We start from the raw sequence: 16,424 nt of genomic DNA, 5'->3' as shown, positions 1-16,424 counted from the left end.
TGATTCTCCTTGGATTCGGTAATCGGCCCGGCCGCTACGGGGTGGGTGCGGCCGGGGAGATGGTCGTTTAGTAATCGATTGGGTCACGCACGATCGGGCAGGTCATGCAGTGGCCGCCGCCGCGGCCGCGACCGAGCTCGCCGGCGCTGATGGTGATGACTTCCACGCCGGCCTTGCGCAGCAGGGTGTTGGTGTAAGTGTTGCGGTCGTAGCCGATGACCACGCCCGGTTCCACGGCCACCACGTTGTTGCCGTCGTCCCATTGTTCGCGTTCGGCGGCGAAGCTGTTGCCACCGGTTTCCACCACGCGCAGCTTCGGCAGGTTGAGGGCTTTGGCCACGGTGTCGAGGAAGGTGCCTTCTTCGCGGCGGATGTCGATGCCGCCTTGTTTGCTTTCGTCAGGGCGCAGGGTGAACGCGACGATCTGGTTCACCACTTCCGGGAAGATCGTCACCAGGTCGCGGTCGCAGAAGCTGAACACGGTGTCCAGGTGCATCGCGGCGCGGGATTTGGGCAGGCCGGCCACGATGACTTTTTCCACGGCCTTGTTCTTGAACAGGTTCAGCGCCAGTTGGCCGATGGCCTGACGGGACGAGCGTTCGCCCATGCCGATCAACACCACGCCATTGCCGATCGGCATCACGTCGCCGCCTTCAAGCGTCGAGCTGCCGTGCTCCTTGTCCGGGTCGCCGTACCAGATCTCGAAATCGGCGTTGGTGAACTGCGGGTGGAATTTGTAGATCGCGGTCGCCAGCAGGGTTTCCTGGCGACGCGCCGGCCAGTACATCGGGTTCAGCGTCACGCCACCGTAGATCCAGCAAGTGGTGTCGCGGGTGAACTGGGTGTTGGGCAGTGGCGGCAGAATGAAGCTGGAGTGGCCGAGGAAGTCGCGGAACATCTGGATGGTCTTGCCACCGAAGCTGTCCGGCAGATCATCGGCGGACACGCCACCGATCAGGAATTCGGCGATGTGCCGTGGCTCAAGGCTTTTCAGCCAGGATTTTACTTCGCTGATCAGGCCCAGGCCCACCGAATCGGCGGTGACCTTGCGCTCAAGAATCCAGTCCAGCGCTTCAGGGATGGCGACGATGTCGGTCAGCAGGTTGTGCATTTCCAGCACGTCGATCCCGCGTTCACGCATCTTGGTGACGAAGTCGAAGTGGTCGCGCTTGGCCTGGGCAACCCACAGCACATCGTCGAACAGCAGTTCATCGCAGTTGTTCGGGGTCAGCCGCTGGTGGGCCAGACCTGGGGAGCAAACCATGACTTTGCGCAGTTTGCCGGCTTCGGAATGGACGCCGTACTTAACTTTTTCCGTGGTCATTGCAGTGATCCTCCAGAGATAAAACTTTGGGCAATTACAGGGTCAGGAAGCCGTCGTAGAGACCGTAGGCCGCCACCAGGGCCCCCACGATCACCGCGGCGAAAATCAGCTTCTCGACGTTGGTGAAAACCGCTTGTTTGAGTTCGAGCTTGGCCTTGGCGAACAGGATCGCGCCGGGGGCATACAGCAGGGCCGAGAGCAGCAGGTACTTGACCCCGCCGGCATACAGCAGCCAGATCGCATAGATCAGCGCGATCCCGCCGATGATCAGGTCCTTGCGTCGCTCGGCCGCAAAGCCTTCGTAGGTTTCGCCGCGCACCGCCAGCAGCAGGGCATAGGCCGCCGACCACAGGTACGGCACCAGAATCATCGAGGTGGCGAGGTAGATCAGCGACAGGTAAGTGCTGGCCGAGAACAGGGTGATGATCAGGAAAATCTGCACCATCGCGTTGGTCAACCATAGGGCGTTGACGGGTACGTGGTTGGCGTTTTCCTTGCGCAGGAACTCCGGCATGGTGTGGTCTTTGGCGGCGGCGAACATGATCTCCGCACACAGCAGCACCCACGACAGCAGCGCGCCCAGCAGCGAGATGATCAGACCGACGCTGATCAGCACGGCACCCCAGTGACCGACCACGTGCTCAAGCACGGCGGCCATCGACGGGTTCTGCAGTTTGGCCAGTTCTGGCTGGGTCATGATGCCCAGCGACAGCACGTTCACCAGCACCAGGAACAGCAGCACGGTGATGAAGCCGATCACAGTGGCCTTGCCGACGTCGGAACGTTTCTCTGCCCGTGCCGAGAAGATGCTCGCGCCTTCGATGCCGATGAACACCCACACGGTGACCAGCATCATGTTGCGCACCTGGTTCATCACGCTGCCCAGATCCGGGTTTTTCACGCCCCAGATGTCAGCGGTGAAGATGTCCAGTTTGAAAGCGAAGATTGCGATCAGCACGAACAGCAGCAGCGGCACGACCTTGGCGACAGTGGTCACAAGGTTGATGAATGCCGCTTCCTTGATCCCGCGCAGCACCAGGAAATGCACGGCCCACAGCAGCACGGAGGCGCCGATCACCGCCGCAACCGTGTTGCCTTCGCCGAACACCGGAAAGAAATAGCCGAGGGTGCTGAACAAGAGAACAAAGTAACCAACGTTGCCCAGCCAGGCACTGATCCAGTAACCCCAGGCGGACGAAAAACCCATGTAGTCGCCGAAACCGGCCTTGGCGTAGGCGTAGACACCGCCATCCAGGTCAGGCTTGCGATTGGCCAGGGTTTGAAAGACAAAAGCGAGGGTGAGCATGCCGACAGCGGTGATGGCCCAACCGATCAGCACCGCGCCGACGTCGGCGCTGGCGGCCATGTTTTGTGGCAAAGAAAATATCCCGCCACCGATCATCGAGCCGACTACCAATGCAACCAGTGCACCTAGTCGTAGTTTTCCGGGAGCTTCAGACATTGCATGACTCCATTGCAGGAGAGAAGAGATCACAGCGTAGTTCTGTTGTCTGTTCAAACAGCTGACTTAGATCAGTTCATGGTCACATTCCATTGTTAATGAATGACTTAGGAAATCACTGATGGCATAAAGCTTTCGTCTGAAAGGCCCGTCCCAGAGGCTTTCTGGTGGAGTGGTTGGGAATGGCTATTATTACTTTCGAATTATCACGCTAGTTCTTTTTCAGCTTTTGGCAAATTTTCCCCATCTGTTTTCAGTACAGAATTGAATTATCAGGATCAGCGCACAAAACTGTCTTGACGTGCTAGGCGTTAGCGTTATCCGCTATATATAAATGGGCGTTTTTCGGTATTACCTGATAAACGTGATCAGGCTTTATCCGTTTAGTTAATAGTTGTTACAAATAACAACTCACGACGCACTTGAATGGAGACTCAGATGTCGCAACCGACGCAAAAGCTGCGATTAGGCGCGTTGATCGCCCTGGTGGTGGGTTCGATGATTGGCGGGGGGATTTTCTCGCTGCCGCAGAACATGGCGGCCCGTGCCGATGCCGGGGCGATCCTGATCGGTTGGGGCATCACGGCGATCGGCATGTTGACCCTGGCGTTCGTGTTCCAGACTCTCGCCAACCGCAAGCCCGAGCTGGATTCCGGCGTCTACGCCTACGCCAAGGCCGGATTCGGCGACTACATGGGTTTCTCGTCTGCCTGGGGTTACTGGATCAGCGCCTGGCTGGGCAACGTCGGTTACTTCGTTCTGCTGTTCAGCACCCTCGGCTATTTCTTTCCGGTGTTCGGTCAGGGCAACACGCCGATCGCCATCGGCTGCGCGTCGGTGCTGCTGTGGGCCGTGCACTTTCTGGTGATGCGCGGGATCAAGGAGGCGGCGTTCATCAATCAGGTGACCACGGTCGCCAAGATCGTGCCGTTGATCATGTTCATCGTCATCGCGGCAGTGGCGTTCAAGGCCGACATCTTCACCCGTGACATCTGGGGCCACAGCAACCCGAGCTTCGGCGGGGTGATGGATCAGGTGCGCAACATGATGCTGGTGACGGTGTTCGTGTTCATCGGCATCGAGGGCGCCAGTGTGTACTCGGCACGGGCGGAGAAACGCACCGATGTCGGCCGCGCCACGGTGATCGGTTTTATCGGCGTGCTGGCACTGCTGGTGCTGGTCAACGTGTTGTCGCTGGGGATCATGAGTCAGCCGGAACTTGCGAACCTGCAGAACCCGTCGCTGGCGGCGGTGCTGGAACACATCGTCGGGCCGTGGGGCGCATTGCTGATCAGCCTCGGTCTGGCGGTTTCCCTGCTCGGCGCATTGCTGTCGTGGGCGTTGCTGTGCGCCGAAATCCTCTTTGCCACGGCCCGGGACAAGACCATGCCGGCGTTCCTGAAAAAGGAAAACGCCAATCATGTGCCGGTCAATGCGCTGTGGCTGACCAACGTGATGATTCAGATTTTCCTGCTGATCACGCTGTTTTCCGCCGGCACCTACACCAGCCTGATCTACCTGGCCTCGTCGATGATTCTGGTGCCGTACCTGTGGTCGGCAGCGTACGCGGTGCTGCTCAGCGGACGCGGCGAAACCTACGAGCACGCCTCGGCCGAGCGCACCAAGGATCTGCTGATTGGCGGTATCGCCCTGTGTTACGCGGTGTGGCTGTTGTACGCCGGCGGGGTGAAATACCTGCTGCTGTCGGCGCTGCTGTATGCGCCGGGGGTGGTGTTGTTTGCCAAGGCCAAGCATGAGCAGGGCGAGCCGTTGTTCACGCATGTCGAGAAGGTGATCTTCACCTGCGTGATCATCGGCGCCGGGCTGGCGGCGTATGGCTTGTACAGTGGTGTGCTGTCGCTGTGAGGTTGGCGCTGGCGTATCAGCCGCCCTATGACTGGGACGCGATGTCGGGATTTCTCGCCGCGCGGGCGGTGGTCGGGATGGAGACCGTGGTTGATGGCGTTTATTCGCGCAGCATCGGCTTGCGCGGCGTGCACGGCACGGTGTCTGTGTGGGTGGGTGCTGGGGATGCGCTGGACATCGAGCTGGATTTTGCTGAGCCGGCCGCGGTGCCCGAGATAGTCCTGCGCTTGCGCCGACTGTTTGATCTGGATGCCGACCTTGCGTTGATGCAACGGCATCTGGCCCACGATCCACTGTTGGCGCGGTTGCTCGCCGAGCGCCCGGGGCTGCGCGTGCCGGGTGCGTGGGACGGTCTGGAACTGGCCTTTCGCGCAGTGCTGGGGCAGCAGATTACCGTGGTCGCGGCGATTCGCCTGGCGGGAAAACTGCTCGCGCACCATGGCGCACCATTACGCTCGACAGTGCCGGGTGTGACTCACGTATTTCCCGAGGCGCAGGTGCTGGCGACGGCCGATCTGGCGGCGCTGGGCATGCCGAAAAGTCGTGGGCGGACGCTCTCGGGCGTGGCGCAGGCACTGCTGGAGGATCCGTTGTTGTTCGAGCCGAATCGCGAGGGCGGCATTGCGCGATTGCTCGCGTTGCACGGGATTGGCGAGTGGACGGCGCAGTACATTGCGCTACGGCAGTTGCGCGATATGGATGGGTTTCCCCATGGCGATGTCGGGTTGTTGCGGGCGCTGGAAGAGCTGGAAGGGACTCGACCCACGGCGCGGGCATTGGCTGATCGGGCTGAGGCTTGGCGGCCCTTTCGGGGGTATGCGGCGCAGGTGTTGTGGACGTCTTTGAGCCGGGCTGACTGATCCTGATTTCATGGTGTCAGTTCTGGCCTCTTCGCGAGCAAGCCCGCTCCCACAGGGGAACGCATTTCAAATGTGGGAGCGAGCCTGCTCGCGAAAGCGGTCAGAAGGTCACCACTGGGCTCGATGCGAACCCAGTTCAGTGGCCGGCAACGCCCACTGCAGCGGCGTCCCGCTGATCTTCACTGGCGCCAGCAAGCGGTGCGCCGGCCCCCACGGTGTCTGTTCCAGCTGCGAGCTTTGATCCTGCGCGTCTTCAGCGCGCAACGCTTCGCTCGACCCCGGCCCCTGCTCGATCAGCAGCTTGGCGGTTCGCGCCAGTGACAAACGCGCCGAGCCACCCCAGCCGTTCTGCAAACGTTGTGTCAAAAGACAGATCGCACTCGCTGCCATCAGATAACCGGTTGCATGGTCTAGCGCCTGCACCGGCAGCGGAGTGGGTTTGTCGGCGTGCTTCCAGCGCTGTCCGGCCTCGGCGATGCCGCTGCTCATTTGCACCAGGCTGTCGAAGCAGCGGCGGTTCTGCCATGGGCCGCTCCAGCCGTAGGCGTTGAGGCAGACGTCGATCAGCCCCGGTGCCAGTTGCCGGCGGCGCTCGCTGCCGAAACCGAGGTGTGTCAGTGCATCGGCACGGTAGCCGTGCAGCAGTATGTCGGCGTCCTTCAACAAATCTTCAAACAGCGCACGATCGGCCGCTTGATGCAGGTCCAGCCGTGCGCAGCGTTTGCCGAGGGTGACTTCCGGCACCACGCCCGGTTCGTTCCAGGTCGGCGGATCGATGCGCAGCACGTCGGCCCCGAGGCCCGCGAGAAAACGGCTGGCGGTGGGGCCGGCGAGCACGCGGGTCAGGTCCAGCACCTTGAGTCCGGCCAGCGGTCGCGCCACCGACCCGGACCACGCTGGCGCAACTTCGTGCTGATCAGCGCTGAAGTGCACCAATGGTTCAGCATTTACCGCCAGCCCCTGCGGATGCTGCTGCCACTGCGCCCAACTGCGCATTTGCGCGGCACAGCCCTTGGCGTCGACCACCGCTTGCTCCAGCTCGGCGCTGCTCCATTGCGCGACTTTCGCTGCCATCGCGGCACGGTCGGCGCAGGCCCCCAGCACGCTTTCGGCGGCGGCGCGGTGATGCGGGGCGTTGGTGTGCAGGCGGATCCAGCCATCCTGGGTGGCGTAGTCGCCGGCGACGGGATCCCACAGCGGCGGCACTTCCCAGCCAATCGGACGCAATGAGGTGGCAAACCAGAACGAGGCCAGACGCCGGTCGACTTCGACGGCGGGCGGGTTCCCGGTCTGTTGCCGGAGCAGTTCGACGACGGCCTGACCGGCAGCGGCGATGCTGGCGCAGGCCAGGTCGGTGACCGCGAACGCCGAGGGCAGGGCGCCACTGGCGGTGAACGGAATCGGCGTGTGAGGCAAGCCGAGCGCGGCTTGAATGGACGTGAGTAAATCAGTCATCGAAGGCCCTCCGGAAGAGAGGACGATGATAGTGCAAAAAAATCCTGAGCCAGATGAAATTCCCGAACAACGAACACGGCCTCTGTGGGAGCGAGCCTGCTCGCGAATGCGCTGTATCAGTCACTGTTATTGGCGCTGACACACCGCTTTCGAGCAGGCTCGCTTCCACAATGGGGCGGTGGTGAGGTTCAGACGCGGAACTGATCCATCAGCTTCATCTGCTGGCTCGCCAAGGCATTCAGTTGGCTGCTGATCGCCGCCGACTCGGTGGCTTGCTCGGTCAACGTTTCAGTCACGGTGCGAATCGCCGAGACGTTGCGGTTGACCTCTTCGGCCACGGCGCTCTGTTGCTCGGCGGCGCTGGCGATCTGCAGGTTCATGTCGCTGATCACCGTCACCGCATCGCTGATCTTGCCCAGTGCGTCCACCGCCTGACGGATCTGCCCGGCATTGTTGTGCGCCTGGGTCTGGCTCGAATGCATGGTCGCCACCACGCCACGGGTGCCGGTCTGGATGCGCTCGATCACGATGCGGATTTCTTCCACCGAATCCTGGGTGCGCTTGGCGAGGTTGCGCACTTCATCGGCCACCACCGCGAAACCACGCCCGCTCTCACCGGCCCGGGCCGCTTCGATGGCAGCGTTGAGCGCCAGCAGGTTGGTCTGTTCGGCGATGCTGCGGATCACTTCCAGCACCGAGCCGATCTGCTCGCTGTTGACCGCTAGCGCTTCGACTTCGGTCACGGCTTTGCTGACTTCATCAGCCAGTTGATTGATGTCGCGGGTGCTGCGCTCGATGATCGACATGCCGTCCCTGGCCGACTGATCGGCGCCCTTGGCAGCGTTGGCCGCGTTCGATGCGCTGTTGGCGACATCGTGGGCGGTGGCGCTCATTTCGTTGGAGGCGGTGGCAACCTGGTCGATCTCGCGGAACTGCACCTGCATGCCTTCACTGGTCTGGCGGGCGATTTCCGAAGACTGGTCGGCAGTGCCTCGGGCCTCGGTAATGCTCTGTTTGATCTGGGCGATGGTCGGTTGCAGCTTGTCGAGGAAGCGGTTGAACCAGTTCACCAGCTCGCCCAGTTCATCCTGCTTGCTGTAGTTCAGGCGTTGAGTCAGGTCACCTTCACCGCTGGCGATATTTTTCAACATGTCGGCGACGCTGTTGATCGGCCGGGTCACGCCCGACGCGGTGAGCCAGATCAGCAACAGACCGACCAGTCCCGCCACCACGGCCACCAGCAGCGCGGTGATCAAGCCGGTTTTCTGGGCGTCGTCGAGCACCGCTTGCAGTTTCACCGAGTCGGCCAGCAGCACCTGTTTCGGCAGGTCGATGACCACGCCCCAGGCCCGCGAGTTGCCAATCGGATCGACCGGGTACACGGCACGAATCAGGTCACCCTGTTCAAGGATTTTCGGCGTGCCGCTGCTGACCAGTTGCAGCAGGTCTTTGCCGTCTGCGCCGAGGGTGTCGCTGATCTTTTTGCCGACTTTGGTCGCGTCGGAACTGTCGGCCCCGAGCACACCGCTGCCGGAGACGATCAGCATGTGCCCGGCGTTGTTGAAGAGGTTGCGCTGGGAATCCACGGCCGCCGCTTGCAGGGCATCGAGGGCGATGTCGACGCCGACCACTCCGATGGCCTTGCCGTCGACGATCAGTGGCACCGAAATGGTGGTCATCAACATTTCCTTGGTGCCCACGGTGTCGGCGTACGGGTCGAGCAGGCAGGTGCGCTTGTTGTCGCGAGGGCAGGTGTACCAGCTGTTGTACGGCGTACCGCTGACGCTGAGGGTGGTCTTGGTCATGTCTTCTTCGACCATGATCGTGTTCAGCGCGGAACCGGCAGCGCGGCTCCAGTAGGTCGCAAAACGCCCGGCTTCGTTGGACTGGCGCGCAGCGTCGTTGACGAACTCGCTGTCCTTGCCATCCAGCCCGTTGGGTTCGAAGGCGAGCCAGATGCCGAGCACCTTGTCGTTGCGTTCGAACGCGGTTTTCAGGCTCTGGTTCAACTCCTCACGCAGGGCACCGGCGTCCAGCGAACGCTTGGTGGCCATCGCACGCATGTCCTTGATCTGGTCGGCCAGCGCGGTGATCACCGTCAGGCTTTCGCCAAAGGTCTTCTGCACCCGCACCGCTTGCTCGGCAGCCTTGGCCTGCAACAGGTTCTGCACACTGGCGGTGAGCATCTTGCTGCTGGAGTCGCTGACGAGTTCGTCGTTCTGGTTGGTCTGGTAAATGTTCATGCCGACGATCAGCGCGACCACACCGAGCAGGCACAGACCGGAGAGCAGGACGATTTTCAGGCGAATGGAGAGAGAGTCGAACATGGGGCGATCTCGTGAATGAATGAGCAGGTGGCCCGGGCGGAGTAACCGGTTCGCCAAATCCATTCAGCGCCATTCAATGCTCATCGGCGTCGGACGAGGGCGCATGAGGCGCTGGCCGACGAACGGTCAGCGCTAAACGTTTGCGCAGGGGATTGTGCTGAAAAGGCGATTAATTACAGGGAAGTTTCAGCCTGATGAACGGCTGATGGTGTTCAGGAAGGGGGCGGCAAGGCTTCCGGGCGCGACCAGATCCACAGATTGCCCAGTGTCATGCCGGCAATCGCCAGGTACACCGGCCAGCCGTGATCGAGCATCACCAGCATCAACGTCGCGCACAGCAACATGCTGATTGTGGCGCTGACCTTGGCCTTGCGCGCGATGATCTTGCCGTTGCGCCAGTTGCTCAGGATCGGTCCGAACAGCCGATGGTTTTCCAGCCAGGCACTCAGGCGTGGCGAGCTGCGGGTCGCGGCCCAGGCGGCGAGCAGGATGAACTCGGTGGTCGGCAGGCCGGGCACGACGATGGCAATCAGGCCGATGCCGAGGCTGACGTAGGCCAGGAGGCCGAACAGCAGACGGGCGAGTTTGGAGGAGGCTGGTTGCGGCATGGGTTCAGCGGTGGCTTCTGAAGCGGAATCGGGATCTTACAGGTTGTTGCAGTTCCCATGTGGGAGCGAGCCTGCTCGCGAAGGCGGTGGATCAGTCACATAGATGTTGAATGTGCTGCCGTCTTCGCGAGCAGGCTCGCTCCCACAAGGGATACGTGTTGCTTCAGGCAAGTTCGGCTTCGGTGGCGTAAGCCTGTTCCAGCAGCACGGTGAAGCGGTTGAATGCATCCAGCGCCCCTTGCTCGACTTCGGCTTCCTCTTCGGCCGTGAATGGCAGCGAGTCGAGGGTGCGCACGAAGCTTTTCCAGCCTTCGGCACGACCGCCCTCGGGCTCGCCCAGGTGCCGCGCACCGAAGGTTTCGCTCAGCTCCAGCGCCACGGCACGTTTGATCAGGAACGCTGCGCCGAGTTTCGAACCCTCGGAGACGAAGATCCAGCCCAAGGCACGGGCCTTGCTCGGGTTTTTCAGCGCACCGGCCACCGGTGCCGGGATGTGGGTGTGCAGATCCGCCAGGTCAGCCTTGGCCGCTTCAGCACGGCAACGGGCCGGCAGGTCAGGGACGATGGCGGTCAGTTCGGCGTTGTTGTAGAGATCAACCAGCTCCGATTGGAACAGATATTGCGCGACGACGAAGCGCGCAAAACTGGCACGGGTTTCGAACGGCGCGTGGGCCTTGACCAGTGCGTCGAGCTTGCTGTGCGGCTCGTGGGTGATCTGGTTCAGGCGTTGTGAACGCAGGGCTTTTTCCGAAGTGGTCATGAGATGTCCTTGATAAAAGAGGCGCTTGATAACGAGACGAACGGGCAAGTGCCGGACAGTAAAAAAAGCCCCGCGACACGCTGATCAATGCGCGCGTCGCAGGGCCGTCCGGATCAGATGTCCCAGACCAGATTGATCGCGAAATTGCGGCCCGGTTGGGTCAGGCGATCGAGGTTGGCCGGTTGCGTCACCGAGGCTTCGCCGACGCTGTCGTAACCGCGCACGTCATCCCATTGCCAGTACTTTTTGTCTGTCAGGTTGTAGATGCCGCCGCTGACGGTGACGTCGTCGGTGACCTTGTAATAGCCAGCCAGATCGAGAATGCCGAAGCCTGGGGTCTTGAACTGGCTGCTGACGCCATCCGGTGACTTGAAGTTGCTGTCGTCGACGCGGTCTTTTTTCTTCACCACGGTCCAGCTCAACAGGCCGCCGTAGTTGTCCTGGTCGTAACCCAGACCGAAGACGCCGGTCAGCGGATTGACGCTGTTGAGCGGCTCGCCGTTGTCGTTGTTGCGGCCGTAGGCGTAGGAGATCGAACCCTGTGTGTACAGGCCTTGCGGTGCGCCGAACGAATCCAGATTCAAGCGGCCTTTGACTTCGGCACCCTTGATGGTCGCGTGCTTGATGTTGCTCGACTGGAAGGTCAGCTCGTCGTAGCCCGGGGTGACCGCGTCCTCGTTGATGAAGTCGCGGTACTTGTTATAGAACACCGCCACGTCGAACGAGCCTTGCTCGAAGTTGCCGCGCAGGCCGGTTTCGTAGCTTTTGCTTTTCTCCGGTTCAAGGTTCGGGTTCGGCGCCACGTTGTAGCCGGTGGTGCTGTTTTCGAAGCGGCCATACAACGCTTTTGCGGTCGGGGTCCGGAAGCCTTCAGCGTACTGGCCGTACCAGGTGTAGTTGTCGGTCAGGGCGTAGGTCAGGCCAAACTTCGGCGAGACCTTATGCCAGGTCTTGTTCTCGTCGCTGACTGTACCTTTGCCATCAGCAGCCACGGTGTTGAGGAATTCCTGGGTGATGTGCGGCTTGAGCTGGGTGTAGTCATAGCGCAGGCCCGGCAGGAAGGTCCATTTGTTCCAACTGATCTGATCCTGGGCGAACAGGCTGTAGGTGTTGATGGTCGGGTCCGGGAAGTCGCTGGACTTCTTCAGTACATCCGCTGCGCTGGTGGCGCCGATGGCGGTGCAGCCACGACCGACTGCCAGGCACTTGCCGTCGCCGCTGCGCGAACCGGTGACTTTCTGCTGTTTGATGGTGGTGCCGTAGGTCAGCACGTGATCGGTGTCACCGAGGGCAAACGCCTTGTCCAGTTGCGCATCGAATACCCACTGCTTTTCCTCGTAGATCGTGTCGCGAGTACGCAAGACTTTGCGCGACATCGGGTAATAGAACTCTTCAGTGCTTTGGTCGGTCTTGGCGATCTGGTGGTTGAGGCTCCACTTCACGTTGTCGACCAGCAGGCTGTCGAGGGCGAAGCGATGTTCGATGCCGAAACGTTCACGAGTGATGGTGTCGTTGCCGGTGCGCCACTGGTACATGCCGCCGGGCAGCATGCTGTCGGGAATGGTCGGGGCGCCGTTGAAGTACGGGCCGCCGTAGGCGCTTTTCTGGTCGGTGTCGCGATCGTCCTTGTACTTTTCGTAGGTCAGGCCCAGGCGCGAATCTTCGTTGTAGTTCCAGCCGATCTTGGCCAATACGTTGCTGGCTTTGACGTCTTCCGGGTTGGCGGCGGTGCGCTCAAGGCCGGTGCCGTTGTTGCTGCCGTAGGAGTCGGTTTCATGACCGTCGCGCTGGCTGTAATGCAGCAAGCCGTCGAACTGCTCGGCGCGGCCGGCGACGGTGGCGGACTTCAACCAGCTCTCATCGGCGGAGCTGTAACCGGTTTTCAGGCGGGCGCCGACGTCTTTACCGGGCTTGATGATGTCGTCCGGGTCGAGGGTGTAGTAGCTGACGGCGCCGCCGATGGCGTTGCTGCCGTACAGTACCGAGGCCGGACCACGGAGGATTTCCACGCGTTTGACGATTTCCGGATCGACGTAGTTGCGCTGGGTCTTGGCGTACGGGCCGTTGAAGAAACCGTCTGGTACTTCGACGCCATCAACCTGGGTCAGGATGCGGTCGCCGTCGATGCCTCGGATGTTGTAGCCGCTGATCCCGCCGCGCTGGCCGGCGCCGCCGACGGAGACGCCCGGTTCATAGCGCACCAGATCCTTGATGGTGTTGACGTTGTTGCGATCCAGATCCTCGCGGGTCTGCACGGTGACGGTGGCCGGCACGCTGTTGACCGACTGTTCCTGACGGGTGGCGCTGATGGTCACTTGATCCAGATTGAGTGTGCCGCTGTTGTTGCGCTTTTCCAGCACCACGTTGTTGTTGCTCAGCTTGCGGACGCTCAGGTTGGTCCCCACCAACAGGCGCTCCAGGGCTTTTTCCGGCGGCAGCGAACCGCGCACACCCGGCGACGACACGCCCTGACCCAGTTCTGCTGGCAAGCCGATCTGCCAGCCAGTCACGGCGGTGAAGGCATTAAGCGCTGACACCAGCGGCTGCTGGCCGATAGAGAACGAATAATTGCCCATGCTGCGTGCCGGCTGTTCGGTGGCAGCCATCAGCGGTGCGGTGCCGGCCATCAGAATGGCGGCCGTCAGCAACGACAATACGCGGGAAGGGGAAGCAGTCTGGCGGGTAAGGCGAGAGGACATCGATAGCGCTCCGTGTCGCACGAATCTTTATAGGTGCTGATTCACGTCAGAAGATGCGAATCAATTGCATTGGCTATAACGAGACGAACGGGATTCGGCTATCGAGTAAAAATAATTCTCATTTAGTTCAGAATCACCAGTGCGGGGAATTCCTGCAAGCGCGCCGATGTGATGTGGGCGAGGGAGCGCACTACGTCCAGCGGCTGGTCGAGGCGGTAGTTGCCGGTGACGTTGACGTCGGCCAACTGCTCGTTGGTGTTGATGATCCAGCCCGGGTAGTAGCGGCGCAGTTCGGCCAGCACCTTGTCGAGCGGGCAATTCTCGAAGATCAACCGACCTTGTACCCAGGCCAGATCCGTGGCGGCATCGAGTTTGACCGGACGATCGAAACCGTTGGGGCCGATGCGGATACTCTCCCCGGCGGACAAACGCACCCGCGCATCGTTGTGCGTGGCGCGCAGATCGACATCGCCGCGTTGCACGTTGACCTGCGCCACGCCGTCCAGATAACGCACGGCGAACGCAGTGTCGCGCACGCTGGCCTGTACCGGGCCAGCGTCGATTTCCAGCGGTTGAGCCCGGTTGGCGGCAATCTCGAAAAACGCTTCGCCCTGATACAACCGTGCGACGCGCTGGCGTTCATTGATGGTGCTGGAGAACGCCGAGTTGGTGTTGAGCAACACCTTGGAACCGTCTTCCAGTTGCAGGCGTTGGCGCTCGCCGACCACGGTCAGGTGATCGGCCTGAATGCGCATCGGCAGATTGCTGAAACTGAACAGGCCGAGGATCAATACGGCGGCGGTCGCCAGCGGCTTCCAGTGCGGGCGCAGACGTTTGAGCAAGGTTACTTTCGCAGGCTTTGCGGCGAGATTCTGCGCACATTGCACCACTTGCGGGCCATCCCAGATCGCCTGCGCCTTGGCGAACGCCTCGGCATTCAACGGATCGGCCGCCAGCCACGCGTGAAACTGCCGGGTCTGCTCATCGTCCGGACTGCCAAGCACGATGAGCCAGTCCAGAGCCTGGTCCATTGCACTGGCGGCATCCTGCGCCGTGTCGGGCGAAAGCGAGCGGTGGGTGTCCGTCACGGTGGGTCCTCGAGCTTTTGCAAAGCAGTTTCAAGTTTCACGCTACAAGCTGCAAGCTAAAGCTCGTTCCCGCGTCGAGACTTTCATTCTTTGGCTTGCCGCTCGAAGCTCACAGCTTGCCGCTGCCGTCATGCCGTTCGGCGACACCGATGCAGATCGACATGATCAGTTTGAGTTCCTTCTGCACGGTACTGAGCGACACGTTCAGCTCGTCGGCGATTTCCTGGTAGCTGTGCCCGTGCAGGCGGCTGAGGATGAAAATCTGCTGCTGGCGTGGGCTGAGTTGACTGAGGCTCACGTTCAGGCGCTCCAGCAATTGTTCGGCGTGGGCGGCGTCTTCGGCGCTGCTGGTGGGGGCGGCGATGCTGTGCACCACGTCCTGCGGCACGTCATCGACCATGGTGCGCGAACGGATCTTGCGCGCACGCAAGTGATCCAGCGCCAGGTTGCGCGCGGTCTGGAACACAAAAGGTTCAAGGTGATCGATGGCGCGTTCGCTCAGCGCCCGCGTGACGCGCAGGTAGGTTTCCTGCAGCAGGTCTTCGGCGGTGCTGTGGTTGTTGACCATCCGCTCGATCGTGCGCAGCAGGGACGTGCGCTGAGAGAGGAAGACGTGATTGAAGCGCGATTGACTCACGGGGGAACCTGATCCATTTCGAGCGAATGATAATGCTTATCATCTAGTCGAATGGTCAAGTGTTGATTTCAGATTGAAATCAAAAACCTGTGGGAGCGGGCTGGCTCGCGAAAGCGTCGTGTCAGGCAACAAATGTATTGACTGACCTACCGCATTCGCGAGCAGGCTCGCTCCCACATTGGGATTGGGGATTACTCCGCGTTGCACAGCGCCAGGCAGTTATCCAGCATGCGGTTGGAGAAGCCCCATTCGTTGTCGTACCAGGCCAGCACTTTCAGCAGTTTGCCGCTGGCTTTGGTGTGGTTGGCGTCGAAGATCGACGACAGCGGGTTGTGATTGAAGTCGCTGGAAACCAGCGGCAACGTGTTGTAACCCAAAATTTTCGAGTGCTGGCTGGCAGCCTTCAGCAGCGCGTTGACTTCGTCGGCCGAGGCTTCACGCTTGAGCTGCACGGTCAGGTTGACCAGCGACACATTGATCACCGGCACCCGCACGGCCATGCCGGTCAATTTGCCGGCCAGTTCCGGCAGCACCAGGCCCACTGCTTCGGCGGCACCGGTCTTGCTCGGGATCATGTTCTGCGTGGCCGAACGCGCGCGGTAAGGGTCGGTGTGGTAGACGTCGGTCAGGTTCTGGTCGTTGGTGTAGGCGTGAATGGTGGTCATCAGACCGCTTTCGATTCCCAGCTCGCGATGCAGCACCTGCGCCACGGGCGCCAGGCAGTTGGTGGTGCACGAAGCGTTGGAGATGATCTGGTGCGACTGGCGCAGAATGTCGTGGTTTACACCATAAACGACGGTGGCGTCCGCGCCTTTGGCCGGTGCCGAGATGATGACTTTGCGCGCGCCGGCAGTAATATGCGCGGCCGCCTTGGCGCGGTCGGTAAACAGACCGGTGCATTCGAACACCACATCAATCTTTTCCGCAGCCCATGGCAGTTCGGCCGGGTTGCGGATGGCGCTGACCGAAATGCGGTCGCCATTGACCGTCAGGCTTTCGTTGTCATGGGCCACTTCGGCGTCGAATGTGCCGTGAACGGTGTCGTATTTGAGCAGATGGGCGTTGATGGCGCTGTCGCCCAGGTCGTTGATGGCGACGATCTGCAAATCCTGTCGATAGCCTTGGGTATACAGTGCGCGCAGGACATTACGGCCGATGCGGCCAAAACCATTGATTGCGATTCGAAGAGTCATTGAACAGCGCCGCCGTCGTTTTGTTGTTGGAATTACAAGATTATTCGCATAAAAATAGAAAACAAGCCTTTTTAGTGGCAATATTTTGTTTTATCTACAACGAGTGACCTGAATCAACTGGTCCGAATGGTCAAAAAAGCCGTCT

General features: G+C 61.0%; 11 protein-coding genes and 2 pseudogenes. 2 read left to right on the top strand and 11 right to left on the bottom strand.

The window, feature by feature from the left end; translation table 11 throughout:
- Positions 1-67 precede the first annotated feature (67 nt).
- Positions 68-1,324: an arginine deiminase gene (gene arcA, locus AC0J41_RS19685; RefSeq protein WP_025112807.1), complete on the bottom strand. Its 1,257-nt coding sequence runs from the start codon at positions 1,322-1,324 to the stop codon at positions 68-70.
- A gap of 34 nt (positions 1,325-1,358) precedes the next feature.
- Positions 1,359-2,786, bottom strand: coding sequence for an arginine-ornithine antiporter (gene arcD, locus AC0J41_RS19680; protein ID WP_473013376.1), 1,428 nt, complete (start codon positions 2,784-2,786; stop codon positions 1,359-1,361).
- A gap of 438 nt (positions 2,787-3,224) precedes the next feature.
- Between arcD (AC0J41_RS19680) and arcD (AC0J41_RS19675) the strand changes: the two genes are divergently transcribed.
- Complete coding sequence (gene arcD / locus AC0J41_RS19675; protein ID WP_025112809.1) at positions 3,225-4,652, top strand: arginine-ornithine antiporter; 1,428 nt, start codon at positions 3,225-3,227, stop codon at positions 4,650-4,652.
- Positions 4,649-5,512: a DNA-3-methyladenine glycosylase family protein gene (locus tag AC0J41_RS19670; protein WP_473013375.1), complete on the top strand. Its 864-nt coding sequence runs from the start codon at positions 4,649-4,651 to the stop codon at positions 5,510-5,512. The genes arcD (AC0J41_RS19675) and AC0J41_RS19670 overlap by 4 nt, the downstream gene beginning before the upstream one ends.
- Before the next feature lie 108 nt (positions 5,513-5,620).
- Here AC0J41_RS19670 and AC0J41_RS19665 read toward each other — a convergent pair whose 3' ends face one another.
- The 9 genes and pseudogenes from AC0J41_RS19665 to gap all read right to left on the bottom strand — a co-directional run bounded on the left by AC0J41_RS19665 (position 5,621) and on the right by gap (position 16,279).
- Positions 5,621-6,967, bottom strand: coding sequence for a CoA transferase (locus AC0J41_RS19665; RefSeq protein ID WP_473013374.1), 1,347 nt, complete (start codon positions 6,965-6,967; stop codon positions 5,621-5,623).
- A gap of 188 nt (positions 6,968-7,155) precedes the next feature.
- Positions 7,156-7,683: pseudogene (locus AC0J41_RS19660) on the bottom strand (methyl-accepting chemotaxis protein); the annotation flags it as partial.
- A 330-nt stretch (positions 7,684-8,013) separates the two neighbouring features.
- Positions 8,014-9,021 (bottom strand): annotated as a pseudogene (locus AC0J41_RS19655) (methyl-accepting chemotaxis protein); the annotation flags it as partial.
- A gap of 485 nt (positions 9,022-9,506) precedes the next feature.
- On the bottom strand, positions 9,507-9,902 hold the full coding sequence (locus AC0J41_RS19650) for a YbaN family protein (RefSeq protein WP_473013373.1): 396 nt from the start codon (positions 9,900-9,902) through the stop codon (positions 9,507-9,509).
- A gap of 163 nt (positions 9,903-10,065) precedes the next feature.
- Positions 10,066-10,662 carry a biliverdin-producing heme oxygenase gene (locus AC0J41_RS19645; protein WP_473013372.1) on the bottom strand — a complete coding sequence of 199 codons (597 nt, stop codon included), beginning with the start codon at positions 10,660-10,662 and terminating at the stop codon, positions 10,066-10,068.
- 113 nt (positions 10,663-10,775) lie between these two features.
- Positions 10,776-13,361: a TonB-dependent receptor gene (locus AC0J41_RS19640; protein WP_473013371.1), complete on the bottom strand. Its 2,586-nt coding sequence runs from the start codon at positions 13,359-13,361 to the stop codon at positions 10,776-10,778.
- Between the two features lie 122 nt (positions 13,362-13,483).
- A complete protein-coding gene (locus AC0J41_RS19635) occupies positions 13,484-14,449 on the bottom strand; it encodes a FecR family protein (protein ID WP_473013370.1) in 966 nt (321 codons plus the stop codon).
- A gap of 109 nt (positions 14,450-14,558) precedes the next feature.
- On the bottom strand, positions 14,559-15,086 hold the full coding sequence (locus AC0J41_RS19630) for an RNA polymerase sigma factor (RefSeq protein WP_025112817.1): 528 nt from the start codon (positions 15,084-15,086) through the stop codon (positions 14,559-14,561).
- Between the two features lie 191 nt (positions 15,087-15,277).
- The gene (gene gap / locus AC0J41_RS19625; RefSeq protein ID WP_473013369.1) at positions 15,278-16,279 is read right to left on the bottom strand and encodes a type I glyceraldehyde-3-phosphate dehydrogenase; all 1,002 of its coding nucleotides are present in this window, start codon (positions 16,277-16,279) and stop codon (positions 15,278-15,280) included.
- Positions 16,280-16,424: the final 145 nt, after the last annotated feature.

The sequence above is a fragment of the Pseudomonas sp. Arb-4-2C genome (assembly GCF_055755015.1).
The sequence above is the reverse complement of the archived record's forward strand: the minus strand, read 5'-3'. Positions and strand labels throughout refer to the sequence as shown.

Excerpts from the sequence above, each read along its gene's own strand:
- arcA (WP_025112807.1), bottom strand. The coding sequence starts at position 1,324 with ATGACCACGGAAAAAGTTAAGTACGGCGTCCATTCCGAAGCCGGCAAA.
- arcD (WP_473013376.1), bottom strand. The coding sequence starts at position 2,786 with ATGTCTGAAGCTCCCGGAAAACTACGACTAGGTGCACTGGTTGCATTG.
- arcD (WP_025112809.1), top strand. The coding sequence starts at position 3,225 with ATGTCGCAACCGACGCAAAAGCTGCGATTAGGCGCGTTGATCGCCCTG.
- AC0J41_RS19665 (WP_473013374.1), bottom strand. The coding sequence starts at position 6,967 with ATGACTGATTTACTCACGTCCATTCAAGCCGCGCTCGGCTTGCCTCAC.
- AC0J41_RS19650 (WP_473013373.1), bottom strand. The coding sequence starts at position 9,902 with ATGCCGCAACCAGCCTCCTCCAAACTCGCCCGTCTGCTGTTCGGCCTC.
- AC0J41_RS19645 (WP_473013372.1), bottom strand. The coding sequence starts at position 10,662 with ATGACCACTTCGGAAAAAGCCCTGCGTTCACAACGCCTGAACCAGATC.
- AC0J41_RS19640 (WP_473013371.1), bottom strand. The coding sequence starts at position 13,361 with ATGTCCTCTCGCCTTACCCGCCAGACTGCTTCCCCTTCCCGCGTATTG.
- gap (WP_473013369.1), bottom strand. The coding sequence starts at position 16,279 with ATGACTCTTCGAATCGCAATCAATGGTTTTGGCCGCATCGGCCGTAAT.